This window comes from Apibacter muscae (genome assembly GCF_007845635.1).
Classification (GTDB): Bacteria; Bacteroidota; Bacteroidia; order Flavobacteriales; family Weeksellaceae; genus Apibacter; species Apibacter muscae.
This window is the reverse complement of the sequence record NZ_SELG01000042.1, coordinates 90,904-104,767: the sequence shown is the minus strand read 5'-3', so window position 1 is coordinate 104,767 and position 13,864 is coordinate 90,904. Positions and strand designations below refer to the sequence as shown.

The 13,864-nt window shown below is 29.8% G+C and carries 18 protein-coding genes, 1 tRNA gene and 1 pseudogene; 15 read left to right on the top strand and 5 right to left on the bottom strand.

The genetic code is table 11. The features are described 5' to 3' along the window. The 4 genes and pseudogenes from ETU08_RS11735 to ETU08_RS11720 form a co-directional block, all read left to right on the top strand. Nucleotides 1-747 (top strand): annotated as a pseudogene (locus ETU08_RS11735) (hypothetical protein); the annotation flags it as partial. 32 nt (nucleotides 748-779) lie between these two features. After that, nucleotides 780-1,715, top strand: coding sequence for a hypothetical protein (locus ETU08_RS11730; protein WP_146263226.1), 936 nt, complete (start codon nucleotides 780-782; stop codon nucleotides 1,713-1,715). Next, entirely contained in the window at nucleotides 1,712-2,266 is a 555-nt protein-coding gene (locus ETU08_RS11725) for a hypothetical protein (protein WP_146263225.1), read from the top strand. Before ETU08_RS11730 ends, ETU08_RS11725 begins: the two co-directional genes overlap by 4 nt. 27 nt (nucleotides 2,267-2,293) lie before the next feature. Continuing rightward, nucleotides 2,294-2,644: a DUF4280 domain-containing protein gene (locus tag ETU08_RS11720; protein ID WP_146263224.1), complete on the top strand. Its 351-nt coding sequence runs from the start codon at nucleotides 2,294-2,296 to the stop codon at nucleotides 2,642-2,644. A 9-nt stretch (nucleotides 2,645-2,653) separates the two neighbouring features. Here ETU08_RS11720 and ETU08_RS11715 read toward each other — a convergent pair whose 3' ends face one another. Further along, the gene (locus ETU08_RS11715; protein ID WP_146263223.1) at nucleotides 2,654-2,917 is read right to left on the bottom strand and encodes a hypothetical protein; all 264 of its coding nucleotides are present in this window, start codon (nucleotides 2,915-2,917) and stop codon (nucleotides 2,654-2,656) included. A 135-nt stretch (nucleotides 2,918-3,052) separates the two neighbouring features. Here ETU08_RS11715 and ETU08_RS11710 point away from each other — a divergent pair, with 135 nt between their 5' ends. The 7 genes from ETU08_RS11710 to ETU08_RS11680 all read left to right on the top strand — a co-directional run bounded on the left by ETU08_RS11710 (nucleotide 3,053) and on the right by ETU08_RS11680 (nucleotide 7,148). After that, nucleotides 3,053-3,472 (top strand): helix-turn-helix domain-containing protein, encoded by a 420-nt coding sequence (locus tag ETU08_RS11710; protein ID WP_146263222.1) that lies wholly within the window; start codon nucleotides 3,053-3,055, stop codon nucleotides 3,470-3,472. Nucleotides 3,473-4,024: 552 nt separating this feature from the next. Continuing rightward, complete coding sequence (locus ETU08_RS11705; protein ID WP_146263221.1) at nucleotides 4,025-4,567, top strand: antirestriction protein ArdA; 543 nt, start codon at nucleotides 4,025-4,027, stop codon at nucleotides 4,565-4,567. Between the two features lie 90 nt (nucleotides 4,568-4,657). Then, entirely contained in the window at nucleotides 4,658-5,272 is a 615-nt protein-coding gene (locus ETU08_RS11700) for a recombinase family protein (protein ID WP_146263220.1), read from the top strand. A gap of 61 nt (nucleotides 5,273-5,333) precedes the next feature. After that, nucleotides 5,334-5,744 carry a hypothetical protein gene (locus ETU08_RS11695; protein ID WP_146263219.1) on the top strand — a complete coding sequence of 137 codons (411 nt, stop codon included), beginning with the start codon at nucleotides 5,334-5,336 and terminating at the stop codon, nucleotides 5,742-5,744. Between the two features lie 4 nt (nucleotides 5,745-5,748). Next, nucleotides 5,749-6,021, top strand: a complete 273-nt coding sequence (locus tag ETU08_RS11690) for a nucleotide modification associated domain-containing protein (protein ID WP_146263218.1) — start codon at nucleotides 5,749-5,751, stop codon at nucleotides 6,019-6,021. Nucleotides 6,022-6,030: 9 nt separating this feature from the next. Further along, nucleotides 6,031-6,510 (top strand): TIR domain-containing protein, encoded by a 480-nt coding sequence (locus ETU08_RS11685; protein WP_221410556.1) that lies wholly within the window; start codon nucleotides 6,031-6,033, stop codon nucleotides 6,508-6,510. A gap of 14 nt (nucleotides 6,511-6,524) precedes the next feature. Then, nucleotides 6,525-7,148, top strand: coding sequence for an Nmad2 family putative nucleotide modification protein (locus ETU08_RS11680; RefSeq protein WP_146263216.1), 624 nt, complete (start codon nucleotides 6,525-6,527; stop codon nucleotides 7,146-7,148). On the opposite strand, the gene ETU08_RS11675 is transcribed toward ETU08_RS11680, so the two are convergent. The 4 genes from ETU08_RS11675 to rseP form a co-directional block, all read right to left on the bottom strand. Beyond that, nucleotides 7,138-8,151, bottom strand: a complete 1,014-nt coding sequence (locus ETU08_RS11675) for a thymidylate synthase (RefSeq protein WP_146263215.1) — start codon at nucleotides 8,149-8,151, stop codon at nucleotides 7,138-7,140. The genes ETU08_RS11680 and ETU08_RS11675 overlap by 11 nt on opposite strands. Continuing rightward, nucleotides 8,112-9,119, bottom strand: coding sequence for a nucleotide kinase domain-containing protein (locus ETU08_RS11670; protein ID WP_146263214.1), 1,008 nt, complete (start codon nucleotides 9,117-9,119; stop codon nucleotides 8,112-8,114). Before ETU08_RS11670 ends, ETU08_RS11675 begins: the two co-directional genes overlap by 40 nt. Before the next feature lie 306 nt (nucleotides 9,120-9,425). Continuing rightward, nucleotides 9,426-9,499 (bottom strand) — tRNA-Asn (locus ETU08_RS11665). Between the two features lie 54 nt (nucleotides 9,500-9,553). Beyond that, the gene (gene rseP, locus ETU08_RS11660; RefSeq protein ID WP_146263213.1) at nucleotides 9,554-10,882 is read right to left on the bottom strand and encodes an RIP metalloprotease RseP; all 1,329 of its coding nucleotides are present in this window, start codon (nucleotides 10,880-10,882) and stop codon (nucleotides 9,554-9,556) included. Between the two features lie 125 nt (nucleotides 10,883-11,007). Between rseP and ETU08_RS11655 the strand changes: the two genes are divergently transcribed. The 4 genes from ETU08_RS11655 (at nucleotide 11,008) to obgE (ending at nucleotide 13,715) form a co-directional block, all read left to right on the top strand. Continuing rightward, a complete protein-coding gene (locus ETU08_RS11655; RefSeq protein WP_146263212.1) occupies nucleotides 11,008-11,454 on the top strand; it encodes a universal stress protein in 447 nt (148 codons plus the stop codon). Between the two features lie 58 nt (nucleotides 11,455-11,512). Further along, a complete protein-coding gene (gene hpt, locus ETU08_RS11650; RefSeq protein WP_146263211.1) occupies nucleotides 11,513-12,055 on the top strand; it encodes a hypoxanthine phosphoribosyltransferase in 543 nt (180 codons plus the stop codon). Nucleotides 12,056-12,065: 10 nt separating this feature from the next. Beyond that, nucleotides 12,066-12,644 carry an adenylate kinase gene (locus tag ETU08_RS11645; protein WP_146263210.1) on the top strand — a complete coding sequence of 193 codons (579 nt, stop codon included), beginning with the start codon at nucleotides 12,066-12,068 and terminating at the stop codon, nucleotides 12,642-12,644. An 84-nt stretch (nucleotides 12,645-12,728) separates the two neighbouring features. Next, a complete protein-coding gene (obgE, locus tag ETU08_RS11640) occupies nucleotides 12,729-13,715 on the top strand; it encodes a GTPase ObgE (protein ID WP_146263209.1) in 987 nt (328 codons plus the stop codon). The last annotated feature ends 149 nt before the right edge of the window (nucleotides 13,716-13,864 follow it).

The following is a 13,864-nucleotide window of genomic DNA, read 5'->3' as shown; positions in this document are numbered from 1 at the left end:
AAGGCTAAGAATATGGAGATTGACATCCAAGAAAACTTAACTACCAAAGTAGGAAACAATATAAGCACTACTGCAGGACAAGAGATAAGTCAGTATAGTGGAAAGAAAACTCTATTACATAGTAGTCAGAGTATGGAGGTGGAAGCGATGAACTACCTAGATCTCTACGGAAAACAAAAACTAATTACTTATACGAAGGGAAATGCGGAAATGGGTGCTTTGGGGCAGATGCATGTGCATGGAACCAATGCCTTGTATTCAGCCAAAGGTAATTTAGACTACAAAGCTCCGAATATGGGTAGGTTGGCTCAATCTGAAAAATTCTTGTATGGGAAAACTAAAACCATACTAGAAATTTATGTCATGGATAAAAACATGGAAAATCGTTTGGAAGAAGTTCCTTATGGAGAGGAATCTCATGTTTTTGTACAAACCCGAAATTATGAAGAGGGGGAAATCATAACTATTATAGGAGAGCCGCTAAATACAGAAACAGAAGAAACGTATACCTTTAAAGGAATTGTAAACAAAGAGGGTATTGCTAAAATGGAGAAAACATTTTCACTCAAAAAGAATGTTGCTAAACAAAAAGAAAATATTCTTTCTGAAGATATGGAAATAGATGAAAATGCTATCTATAAAACTTACAAAGGAAAAGACTATACTTATCAGCAATGGAAGGATTTTGAACAAAAACAGTGGGAGTATTACCAAAGTAAACAGAAAAGAAAAAGATTTTGGGATTAAAATATTAGAATAATATAAATTATATTTAATTTATGGGACTTAAAAGAGACAAATGTATAGAAATAGGAATTAATTGTCCACCTAAAATGGATGGAGGAATTAAAGCTCAATACGATAATAATCAAAGAAATAGTGAAGATGCAGAAGAAAAAGTGGAAAAATGGCAATATAAAGGAGCTGTTAGGTTTAAAGCTATTGATGAAGATGGGGATACTACAGAAACGATTATCACTGGAGTAGATAAAGAATTAGCTGATATAGAGTACTATATTTATCAAAATGGGAATATTGAGTATAAAATAAATAATAAAGAGAAAAGAGAAAAGGCTCAATATTATTATTATGATAGCAGTAATAATATCCATGATTTAGGAGTAATAAAACTAAAGAAAATAAGCCAAAGCAGAATCACTAAGCCTAAACAATTGCCTAAAAGGAGTTTTTATAACAATCCTATAGGCGGAGAATATATCTATTTAGTAGATGTAAGAGATATAAATTCAAGCTATAATAATGGAGATATTAAATATAAATTAAGTTTAAATACAACTAGATATTTCATTAATGATATCACTACTGCTGCCTTCCTAGGAGCTATGTTAAACTGTGGTTATGAAGATTTTGTTTTTAATGGAGCGAGTGATGAAACTGGTTATTCTGCAGGACCCAGTAATAGCCACTGGAACGGAATGCATTTGGATTTTAGATATTTAAGAAAAGATAAGTCTGGTAAAAATTTGCATTTAAATTTATCTTCAGAGACTGGAGATCCATGTGGCTGGAAAGGATTAGATGAAGTAAGACAAAATAAATTTAATGATGAATTATATTTGTTTGGATGGACATCTATGCTTTCATACTATTATAACAATAAAAAATTACTAAATCATACTATAAATTATGCTAACCATAATCACCATTTACATGTTCAAATATTTAAACCTAAATTAAAAAATATAACAAAATGAAAAATATATTTATTTTTTTTTCTATTCTATTTTTTATAGGAAGTTGCTCTTCTCCATCAAAATCTAATTTACATATAAATGATAATATAAAAGATACCTTAATTAGTGAAATCAATTATGCATTCGTTGAAGATCCTATACAAAATATTGAAACGAAAAACATAATTAAAGAATATAATAAACATAAAGAATACATCTACACCTATGGAATAGATGAAAATAGTCATTCAATCATATCCAAATATAGAAATTTCAATATAGGTAACACATTAATAAGTACTTATATTATTGATGTTAAATATGAAGATGCTGAATGTAAAACCTTATTAGGTTTAATATTAGACAAGAAAAATAATATTCTAGATAGTTTTATTTTTTACCAAAAAGGTTTTTCTCCTGATATAGAAAAGAATAATGTTAGTACAGTAATTAGCGGAAATAAAATTAAATTTATAAATGAGCTAGATGATATCTATTCTAAATCAAAAAAAATTGAAACTCATTTTTTTTATTTATTAAATAATAGTTTTGTAAAATCAGATAAATTTTAATTTTCTAAATATCTAATAACTATTTAAATGTCACATCCAATTATCCAAGACACCCAATTAGAATGTTCTCAAGGAACCAAGCCAACCCCAATACAGATAACCAGCCAAAGTTTCGTATGTATAGCAGGCAAATTACAAGCCACTGAAGCAGACAAAGAAGCCACTACCAACATTATTCCATTTGGATTATGTAAACTAAAACCCATTCCTGGAGGCTTTCTACCCTGCCAACCTGCCTTAATTAAATGGCAAAACACCTCTGTTTTTACCATAGACGGAAAACAAGAACTAACCACTGATTCCTTTTGTATCTGTTCCACAGGAGGAAAAATAACACCCAAAATAGATGCAAACAGTAGCTTTGAAAATATAAAATAATTAACCAACCTAATACCCAGAACTATAAACCTTATCCAAAAACTCCAATTCCGAATCAGGAATAAGTTTTTCAACAAGACTTAAAAGATTATAAATATCCCAATCCCTATGCAAATGAATATTACTTTCCTTAGCTAAAATAGCACTTTGACTAACCCTCACAATAGATTTTAAAATAAAACCTAACTCCTTATAACTCTCTATATCCATCTTAGATAAAGAAGTAAAATAATCCTTTGAGTTTTCTAATAAATCAATCTCTTTTCTTTTCATACCTTTTTTTTACAAAGAGAATTAAAAAATTAACCATATACCATAGAAAAAGACTTTATCTTATGGATAAAGACCTATAAAATATCTCTATATTTTATTCGTATTTTTATTACTTTTGCTAAAATCCATTTATTTATGAATACAGATACAGCTCCTAAAAAAGTACATCAGGGAAGAAACATAAAAAGACTAAGAGAAATGCTGGGAATAAAACAAGAATCTTTAGCCTTAGATTTAGGAGTTACCCAGTCTACGGTATCAGATTATGAACAAAAAGAACAATTGGAAGATAAAATATTAGAGAAAGTCTCTCAAGCATTAAAAGTACCTATGGAAGCTATTAAAAATATGAATGACGAAGCTACTATCAACTACATTAATACTTTTAATGATAAGGTAGATAATAGTTGCTTTGGTTCATCAGATACTAATAATTTTAACTGTATTTTTAATCCAATAGAGAAAATAGTTGAATTATACACAGAAAAAGAAGAACTTTACGAACGAATGATAAAAGATAGGGATGAATTAATAGAAAAACTATCTAAGAAGTAAATAAAATTTTTAGTCTTAAAAAAGCCCGATTAAAATCACAACTAAAAATACCTATTTTATTTTTTCCATTATTGAGAATTTCCGTAAACTAATTTTTTTATTTATATATAACAAGAACTAACCCACCAATACAAAAACCGCCCACCCCCTTCTCATTTTTAGAGATATACCCCCCAACTAAAAATAGATAAGATTTTTCTAAGTAGAATTTATTACAAAAAAAGATAAACCTAAAAGAAAATTTTATACCTAAAACTTTTTATTATATCACTAAAATAAAAAACTTTCATTCCATTGACCCCTTAAAAACAACCCTTATTTATCCCCTTAATTACCGTATCAAAATTAGATTATGGTTTAAACTAGATACAATAAAACCCCAATCCAATAGCACAAACAAAAACATACAAATATATCAAATAAACCCACCCTATATTTGGTATAGTTATTTCATTTTCGTATCTTTATAAAAAATAAAGAAGCCTTGAAGTGGTTGCACACAACAAGGCTGATGTTAATAAATGTTCAACCGTTAAATTAAAACTTATCAACATGACAAAGGTAAGAAATTGTCTTTACGAGACAAAAATTTATGTAGGTACTTACAAAAAGTACAATGAAGGAAGCCTTTTTGGGCAATGGTTAAATCTATCAGATTACAACGACTTTGAAGAACTGATACAAGCCATGAAAGAATTACACCAAGACGAAGAAGATCCAGAATTTATGTTTCAGGATTATGAATGTTCAACAATCATTAAAAGCATGGGATTAATAGGAGAATCCTATATTTCTTCTGAGATTTATGAGGTATTGGAAGTTATTGAAGATAGTTATTACAGTGAAGAAATAATAGAAGCCTATGTAGATTGCTACGGAACAGAAGATAATATACACAACCTTATCAGAAAAGTAGAAGAAAGCTATACAGGAGAATATAACACAGACCAAGAATTTGTACAAGAGCTTTTAGAGCAAACAGGAGATATACCAGAAAACTTACCTTCTTATATTCATATAGATTGGGAAAGTACCGCAAGAAATATAATGTATGATTATTCAACCTCCAATAATTATTATTTCAGGGATATATAATAACCTTATCAAAAAGGATAAAAAAAGCATCCTAATAAACAGGGTGCTTTTATTCCTAAAGATAAAAGATCAATAAAGAAACAAAAAATCATGAAAGCGAGATATATCAGAGTAAGCACAGCCAATCAAAATACCCAAAGACAACTAGAAAAACAGCATCCAGAAGAAAAACTCTATATTGATATTATTAGTGGGGCAATCCCATTTAAAGAAAGAGAGAAAGGAAAGGAATTACTAGAAGATATAGAAACTGGAAGTATCAACTATATAAGTGTTCATAGCATAGACAGACTAGGGAGAAACCTTTTTGACATACTTTCTACACTGGAGATATTAAATAAAAAAAGAATAATTTTAAAAGTAGATAATCTGGGAATAGAGAGTTTAGTAAATAACAAGCCAAATAGCGCGTTTAAGCTCATTATAAGTGTTATGGCTAATATAGCAGAAATGGAGCGAGAAACCATGCTGGAAAGGCAAAAAGAAGGCATTAGAATAGCTATTGCTAAAGGAGTCTATAAAGGGAGAGTCAAAGGGTCAAAAGAAACTGACCAACAAGTGCTAGACAAATACAAAAACGTAGTTAAATACCTAAAAAAAGGGCAATCTCTTAGAAATACAGCTAAGTTGTGTAATGTGAGTTTAGGAACAGTGCAGAAAGTGAAAGGGATTTTAAAAAGAAAAATAATATATAATTGCACTTAATATTTTGGTAAAAGTTATAATATTCTTATATTTAATATTTAAACAATGTATTTATATAAATATGGTAGATAATAACAAAATAAAGCATTTAGAATTTATTCAAAATGTTATTGCTAGAATGTGTTCAAATTCATTCCTGATTAAAGGGTGGGCAATAACTTTAGTATCAGCATTATTCGCTCTTGCAGCAAAAGATTCTAACATGCATTTTGTATTAGTATCATATATTGTTATTCCTGTTTTTTGGGCACTAGACGGATTTTTTATTTCAAGAGAGCGACAATTTCGTGATTTATATAATGATGTTATAAAAAAAACAGAAGATCAAATAGATTTTAACATGAATACATCAGTATATAACATAGGGGATAGAACTTGGTGTGCTGGAATTTTATCAAAGACACTCTGCCCCTTTTATGGAGTATCTTTATTTACAACTGTGATAGTAATGTTCTTAATCAAATATTTATAAAGCAATGGAAGAAAAACAATTAAAAAAGATAACAGATGATATAATCAAAATTCTATTAAAGAAAAATAGTGATTATGGTGGTGCTAGTTTTGATTTGGGCTTAAATGGGAATATGGTTCATTTATGGGATAAGATAAAACGATATAGAACTTTAGTTGAAAATAACAATAAAGGTATAGAGCCAAATTTTGAATCAATCCAAGACACCTTAAAGGATATTATGGGTTATGCTATAATTGGGCTACTGATATTAGATGAAGAAAGTAACAATAAATAATGAAGAATTATGAGTAAAAAAAAGAACGTATTTATTAGTCATTACAACGAAGATGATAAGTATGTGCATAAGTTAATTGATCGATTGAATGACAAGGGGTATGAAATTCGAAATGGTTCTATTGATAGGGCTAAGTATAGACCATATCGGGTAACTGATGCTCTTATAGCTAGATTTCTTAGAGTTAGGATTAATTGGTCTGGAACGTTTATTTGTTTGATTGGTAAAGATACACACACAAGACCATGGGTAAACTATGAGATACAGCAAGCTCATAAATTAGGTAAGCCTATTGTTGGCATATATGCACATGGGTGTGCAAATAATGTAGAATTACCAGAAGCATTTAAGAAATATGGAGGGTCTCCAATTGGATGGAATTCTTTAGATAAGTTGGGAGATATTCTAGATGGAAAAATTGCACCACCAGAAAATCCTGATGGCACGTCATCACAACCAATTTATAACATAGTAAGGGTTGACTGTTAAACAATTAGAAGGGTATGAAAAATTATAAATATAAGATAGACCATGATTATGGATTAGCCCCTAATCCTTTTGGCGGATTTTGTACTTTAGCTGTATGCAAATCGGATATTCGTAAAAGCTCCAATTTGGAAATTGGAAGCTGGATTTTTGGAATAGGTGCAAAAAGTGTTGGCGAACAATATTTTCAAAAATTAATCTTTTGTATGAAGGTCGAAGAAAAACTCACTTTTAATGAATATTGGAATGACTCAAGATTCCAATATAAAAAACCAATAATAAATGGTTCTTTGGTACAAATGTATGGAGATAATTTTTATCATCAGGATGAAAACAACAATTGGATACAGGAAAATTCTGCACACTCGCTTGTGAATGGAATACCAAATGAGACTCATTTAAAACGAGATACAAGTGGAGAGTTTGTTTTGATTTCTAAAGAAAATTTTTACTATTGGGGAGATAAGGCTATTATTGTACCAGATGAGTATAAATCAGCAATTTGTACAGATACTAGAAATAGAGCTTTTGCAGAACCTAAAGAAATCGTAGATGAGTTTATCATGTGGTTAGAAGATAGGCATGAAAAGGGCGTTTTGCTTGGAGACCCTATTAGCTGGTCAGTTCATCTTAATAAATAGACAATTCATTTAGAATGGGGTTTGCAAATACGACAGTCTCTTTTTTTATTTTTTGAAATAATACCTTAGCCCAATCGTTAAAAAAATCATCTCCAAAATCTCGAATTTCTGTAGATTGTTGCATTCTTAAGTCTTGTTCCCATTGCCCCAGTTCTTTTAAAAGAGTATCAAATTCTGTTAGTGATTGGAATTTCTTGTTGTAACAATACGAGGTATCGGATACTTGGTCTATTGAAGCTAGCTGTTCAACTAATTCTCGATGTCGATTATCATAATAATGGAAGTTATTCGCAATGTGGTAGTATTCGCCAACCTTTAATCCTAGAATACTAGCGAAATATTCTTGCATAAACATATAGTTGAACATATTAACAGCACTAGCCCCCCAAATGAAATCATTTGATCTCATATAAACAGTCAAATTTAGTTTTTGATCTACAGGACTTCTCATAAATTGGAGTAATCGAGTACAAGGCAAGTCCTTTGTTTGTTTTATAATATTATTTGCATCAAAACAATCTTTCGGAGGGTCTCCAATAGTAATTATTCCTTGACGAGTAAATGGATCTCTTTTAAAACTTTCTGCAACGTAATAAAATTGATCAATTTCTTGATTTTGAAAAATTACTTCATTTTCATTCCATGCCTTTTTATAGTCATTTGAGTTGCCATTATAGCATCTCAGTCTTGGACCATAACCTCCCCGCAAATATTCTCTGTCATCTGAGAACTCTTCCATAGAAGATAAATAGTATTTTATAAACTCTAGATCATTTCTCCCTAATGCTAACCATAAGGATTCTGCATAAGGTAATGATAAATTCCATTTTCGCTCAGGAATTGTAACCCATCTAGCTAAAGGATTCTTTATTTTTATCATTACAGGAGTTGGTAGTTCCCAACATTTCTGTTCTCTTGTTGTTCTTTCAACACCATGGTCTAAAAGAACTTTAGCCATTCCTACTAAAAAAGAGTTAATTCCTTCGTATTCTGCTGTAAACATACATCCTTAATTTTATTATTGAGGCCCCATTTGGGAGGGAAAAAGTAATTGATATTGTTTCCGTTTTTTTTGTATTTTTGCTTAATTCTGACATTATCAACCTTAAGTTCAGGCATTTTTACTCTTAAATATTTATCAGTTTCACAAAAACAATTCTGTAAATCAATTAGTGTTGGTTCTCGACCAAATAAATTTTTAAAATTAGAGCAACCGTACTTCTCTCTGTATTTGAAAAGATTATCCTGAGTAAAACGAATTAAGTCTTCATTACTGTAACCATCTGCATCTATAAAGCATTTTTTTAGTCCTCGAATAGCTCCAATTCCAGCTTTAACAAAGCTATTTTCGTCAAAATTGACTACATCAGAATAGTTAAAATCAATAGCGTACTGATATCCTAAGAATTCTCCAATAAAAGGACATGAGCATAAAAGTTCATATATTTCTTCTAGTGACTTTGCTTTTATGATTTTAGTAAATAATTTTCCCTTTATAAATTTATTATCAATCATCTGTAGCCATCGCTCATGTTTTGATATGTATTGAATATAATCTCTATGACTCCCTGTCATCAAGTAAGCAGAATTAAAAATAGGTCTGTTTTCTATTCTTTGTGCTAAAAGTTCAGACATTGCAGAAGCGTCAAAAGTTTTTAAAGTAAGTTCTCCTAGATTACCTTGAATATATTCCCATGTATCTATCCGATTAAAGACTTTAAAAATAAGAATACGTAAGAGGGTGTCCTCCTCTTTAAAACTTTTAGCATTATCTCCATAGATGACATTGTGTATTAAATATTGACTAACTCTATCGTTAGCACGGTATACATTAGTAAACTTGTGTCTTATAAGAATGGAATCATTAGTCCATGGGTACTTTTCATTATTGTATTTTTTCCAAAAAATATCCATTCGCTTTTCCATAAAATGGAAATAATATTTATAAGCTTCCTCTCTTACTTTTATCATAATTTTAACCTTTCATAAATAAGGTAAATTTATTAATATTTAATTAATTCTCTAATTTATTATTTTTAAAATATAATTTAGAAAAGAAATATTATTGAAGTAAAAAATATATAAAAGGTTTCCTTTGTATATTGGTTATTAATTCTTAAAGTGTTTATCCTTATTTGGAATATATTTTCTATATTAAAAAATATTTTTAAAGAAAGTGATGATTTTACTTCTTTTTACCTAAAAACCTAACCTGTATCCTGACCTATATAAAACAAAAAAGTACCTACATTTCTGTAAGTACTTGATATTTAGTAGCTCCTCCTGCTGGGCTCGAACCAGCGACCCTCTGATTAACAGTCAGATGCTCTAACCAACTGAGCTAAGGAGGAATTTGCCTTTGCGGTTGCAAATATATGTATTTTTTTTATAACAACAAATTTTTGTTATTTTTTTATAATATTTTGAATAATATTCCAAATGTCATTTCCAAAGACTAAAATCATTAACGAAAGAAGTATAATAACCCCCACCATTTGAACTTTTTCCATAGCCTTATCGCTAAGCTTTCTTCCTGTTATCATTTCAGCAATTGTAAATAAGGCATGTCCCCCATCCAACCCTGGTATAGGTAATATATTTAAAAAAGCCAACCAAATGGAAAACATTGCGGTAAAACTCCAAAAATGTAACCAATCCCACTCTGGTGAAAATGCTTGATACAAACGTAATGGACCGCTTACATGTTTATAGGCTTCAGTTTTAGGGTTTAAAACTATTTTAAATTGTTTAATCTGCATCAACAACATATCCCAAGACAATGATGGTGCCCTTTGCAAGGCTTGAAAAAAGGAATATTTTTTATAAGTGGTTGCATTTTTAAGTATGGTAGCGCTTGGTGTAAATCCTAAAATAGCGCTATCAGGCACATATATTTTTTGAATAATTTGTTTTTCACCTCTTACAATACCTAATGATACGGTATCTTTTTTATATGTAAGTAAATCTTTTTTTAGTTGATCCAAATATTGAATAGGCATACCGTTAATACTCACTATTATATCTCCTTTTTTAAAGTGTTTAGAGGCTACACTTTTGGGAGTAATAGAATCAACATCTGAAATTATTCTTGGAGAAATAAAGCTTTTCCCTTCACTGCTTAATACATATTTTTTAGCCTCTGGAAGAAGATCTAGGTGAATGATTTTTCCATTTCTATTCACACTTACTTGATCGCCAAACAATATGGATACGGGTAGGTAATTTAAGGTAGGAATTGGTTTATGATCCACTTCAAGTATTACATCCCCATCTTGAAAACCTAATTTTTTTCCAGCTTCAGAGAACACGTAACCATCCTTTAATTCTTGAGTATTAATGGTTTCTTCGCCAGTGGTATAAAGTATACCGGTGTATATAACAATAGCTAAAATAATATTAACTATAATACCAGCCAACATAATAATTAGGCGTTGCCAAGCAGGTTTAGAGCGAAACTCCCAAGGTTGAGGATCTTTTTTCAACTGTTCGGTATCCAAACTTTCATCAATCATCCCAGAAATTTTAACATATCCTCCTAAAGGCAACCAGCCAATCCCATACTCTGTTTCTCCTATTTTCCTTTTAAATAAAGAAAACCATGGATCGAAAAATAAATAGAATTTTTCAACTCTACATTTAAAATATTTAGCTGCAAAAAAGTGTCCGGCTTCGTGTAAGATTACTAAAATTGATAAGCACAATAACAATTGTGATATTTGAATGAATAATTCCATTTTTATTTTTAAAGAATTTCTAAGATTGCAAAAGTAGTAAAATTTATCATAAAATTATTTCTCAATTGTATGTTATAATTAAAAATAAGAGTATATTTAAAAGAAATTATTAAAAATCTTTATTTATGAACACTATTCTTGTACCGATTGATTTTTCGAATTTAACCGATCATTTATTAAACGAGGCTATAGATTATGCAAAAGATACCCGAAGTAAAGTTTATTTATTACATGTGGCAAGTTTAGATTTAGGTTTTGTTATAGGAGATTTAGGGTTTCAGTATTTACCAGAGCTTGAAGATGCAGGAATGAAAGAAGAAATATCTGAATTAAAAAAATATGAGAGTAAATTAAAAGCCGAATCAATTGATGTTGAAATCATTATTAAACAAGGGATTCCCTCAGAAATTATTTTGCAAGAAGCTGAAAAATTAAATGTTCGTATGATTGTAATGGGTTCACACGGAAAAGGATTTTTTATGGATGTATTATTAGGAAGTGTTTCTAACGAAATTATAAAAAAATCTAAAATTCCTGTATTAATTATTCCCTCTAAAATATTGAATAAATAACAAACTTTTTAGTAATTCTTGTAATATCATTATATTTGTCGTCTTGAATAGACTAAATATGGCTGAAATTAAAATTCACGATAAAACTTTCGTTCCGTTTATAGAATCAAAGGATATTGAACAATCCATAGAACGAATGGCTAATACTTTATATCAGGAATACGAAAATAAAGTTCCTGTTTTTATTGGTGTTCTAAACGGTGTCATTATGTTTTTTAGTGATTTTTTAAAGTATTATAAAGGAGATTGCGAAATTGGTTTTTTACAATTATCTTCTTACAAAGGTATACAAAGTACAGGGGATATAAATCTACTCAAAGATATTTCTGTGGATATAACCAATCGAGACATTGTAATTTTAGAGGATATAATAGATACAGGAAATACTTTGGAATATTTATACAAATTACTTGAAGCTAAACCTGTAAATAGTATAAAAATTATAACCTTATTTTTTAAACCTGAAGTTTATACCAAAAATCTTAACATTGATTTAATAGGCATGAATATCCCTAATAAGTTTGTTATTGGTTATGGATTAGATTACGATGGATTAGGCAGAAATTTAAAAGATTTGTATCAACTTAAAGAAAACATTTAAAAATATATCAATGGATATAATTGTATTATTTGGACCTCCGGGAAGTGGAAAAGGAACCCAAGCAGAAATTTTATCAAAAAAATTCAATTTAAAGCATATTTCAACCGGAGATTTGTTTCGCTACAATATTAAAAATGAAACTTCTTTAGGAATTCAGGTTAAATCCTATATGGATAAAGGAAATTTGGTACCTGATGAACTTACTACGGAAATGCTAAAGGACGAATTAAAAAGAAATTCTGACCAAAAAGGATTTATTTTAGATGGTTATCCTAGAACAACAAGTCAAGCAGAAGCATTGGATTTTTTATTAAAAGAATTATTTGAAACTAATGTAAGTTTAACCTTAGCTCTGTATGTAGAAGATGAAATTCTTGTACAAAGAATTTTAAAAAGGAGTATTGACAGCGGACGAACCGATGACGCTGATGAGTCTATTATTAGAAACAGAATTAAAGAATATTACGATAAAACAGCCATTGTTTCTGAATATTATAAAAACCAGAATAAATTAAGAGAAATTGCTGGGGAAGGAACTATTGAGGAGATTACAAATTCTCTATCTACTGAGATTGAAAAAGTGATTTAATCATCATAAAAATATTAAATAAATTTAAAAGAGGATTATTACTGCAACTGATAATAGTCCTCTTTTTATAAAATATAAAAACGTATGCAGTCTAACTTTGTTGATTATGTAAAAATCTATTGCAAAAGCGGACATGGAGGTGCAGGGTCTGCGCATTTACATAGGGCTAAATATATCCCCAAAGGTGGACCAGATGGTGGAGATGGCGGTAGAGGCGGTCATATTATCCTTAGGGGAAATGCACAATTATGGACATTACTTCCTTTAAAATATTCCAAACATATACGTGCAGAAAATGGTAAACCTGGGGGTAAACAGGAATTAACCGGCGCAGGTGGTGAGGACGTTTACGTAGATGTTCCTGTGGGTACTATAGCTAAAGATGAGTTGGGTAATGTTTTGGCTGAAATTGAGGAAGATAAACAAGAAATTATTCTATTACATGGCGGTAAAGGCGGTTTGGGAAATTCACATTTTAAATCTCCCACCAATCAAACGCCACGTTACGCTCAGCCTGGGCTTCCTGGTGAAGAAGCTACTATATTATTGGAGTTAAAATTGTTAGGTGATGTTGGTTTAGTAGGATTCCCAAATGCGGGAAAATCAACTTTATTATCCGCATTAACCTCAGCTAAACCTAAAATAGCCAATTATGCATTTACAACCTTAGTCCCTAATTTAGGTATTGTTGAATATAGAAATTTTCAATCTTTTGTTTTGGCTGATATTCCCGGAATTATAGAAGGGGCGTCTGAAGGAAAAGGCTTGGGGTATAGATTCTTGAGACACATTGAACGAAATTCTGTTCTTTTATTTTTAATTCCTGCAGATACAGAAGATTATTATAAAGAATACCAAATATTATTAAACGAATTAGAGAAATACAATCCGGAGCTGGTGGATAAAGATCGATTAATTGCTATTTCCAAATCCGACTTACTGGATGAAGAATTAGAAAATGAAATTAGAAAAACCTTCCCAGAGAATTTTAAACTCCTTTTTATATCTGCAGTTTCACAGAAAAATTTAGTAGTTTTAAAAGATGAACTTTGGGATTTATTACATAAATAGATAGTTAATTGATAACTTTATAAAACTTTATAGACAATTTTAAAGATTAATTTATAAATAACATAATATCTTAAATCTTACATTTTAGTTGAAGTATTACTAGCACATAAATTTACACAAAATGTTAACTTTCAATTGATTGAAAGTTA

What these genes read in the sequence shown, in the direction of transcription:
- ETU08_RS11730 (WP_146263226.1), top strand. Translation starts at nt 780, where the DNA reads ATGGGACTTAAAAGAGACAAATGTATAGAAATAGGAATTAATTGTCCA.
- ETU08_RS11725 (WP_146263225.1), top strand. Translation starts at nt 1,712, where the DNA reads ATGAAAAATATATTTATTTTTTTTTCTATTCTATTTTTTATAGGAAGT.
- ETU08_RS11720 (WP_146263224.1), top strand. Translation starts at nt 2,294, where the DNA reads ATGTCACATCCAATTATCCAAGACACCCAATTAGAATGTTCTCAAGGA.
- ETU08_RS11715 (WP_146263223.1), bottom strand. Translation starts at nt 2,917, where the DNA reads ATGAAAAGAAAAGAGATTGATTTATTAGAAAACTCAAAGGATTATTTT.
- ETU08_RS11710 (WP_146263222.1), top strand. Translation starts at nt 3,053, where the DNA reads ATGAATACAGATACAGCTCCTAAAAAAGTACATCAGGGAAGAAACATA.
- ETU08_RS11705 (WP_146263221.1), top strand. Translation starts at nt 4,025, where the DNA reads ATGACAAAGGTAAGAAATTGTCTTTACGAGACAAAAATTTATGTAGGT.
- ETU08_RS11700 (WP_146263220.1), top strand. Translation starts at nt 4,658, where the DNA reads ATGAAAGCGAGATATATCAGAGTAAGCACAGCCAATCAAAATACCCAA.
- ETU08_RS11695 (WP_146263219.1), top strand. Translation starts at nt 5,334, where the DNA reads ATGGTAGATAATAACAAAATAAAGCATTTAGAATTTATTCAAAATGTT.
- ETU08_RS11690 (WP_146263218.1), top strand. Translation starts at nt 5,749, where the DNA reads ATGGAAGAAAAACAATTAAAAAAGATAACAGATGATATAATCAAAATT.
- ETU08_RS11685 (WP_221410556.1), top strand. Translation starts at nt 6,031, where the DNA reads ATGAGTAAAAAAAAGAACGTATTTATTAGTCATTACAACGAAGATGAT.
- ETU08_RS11680 (WP_146263216.1), top strand. Translation starts at nt 6,525, where the DNA reads ATGAAAAATTATAAATATAAGATAGACCATGATTATGGATTAGCCCCT.
- ETU08_RS11675 (WP_146263215.1), bottom strand. Translation starts at nt 8,151, where the DNA reads ATGTTTACAGCAGAATACGAAGGAATTAACTCTTTTTTAGTAGGAATG.
- ETU08_RS11670 (WP_146263214.1), bottom strand. Translation starts at nt 9,119, where the DNA reads ATGATAAAAGTAAGAGAGGAAGCTTATAAATATTATTTCCATTTTATG.
- rseP (WP_146263213.1), bottom strand. Translation starts at nt 10,882, where the DNA reads ATGGAATTATTCATTCAAATATCACAATTGTTATTGTGCTTATCAATT.
- ETU08_RS11655 (WP_146263212.1), top strand. Translation starts at nt 11,008, where the DNA reads ATGAACACTATTCTTGTACCGATTGATTTTTCGAATTTAACCGATCAT.
- hpt (WP_146263211.1), top strand. Translation starts at nt 11,513, where the DNA reads ATGGCTGAAATTAAAATTCACGATAAAACTTTCGTTCCGTTTATAGAA.
- ETU08_RS11645 (WP_146263210.1), top strand. Translation starts at nt 12,066, where the DNA reads ATGGATATAATTGTATTATTTGGACCTCCGGGAAGTGGAAAAGGAACC.
- obgE (WP_146263209.1), top strand. Translation starts at nt 12,729, where the DNA reads ATGCAGTCTAACTTTGTTGATTATGTAAAAATCTATTGCAAAAGCGGA.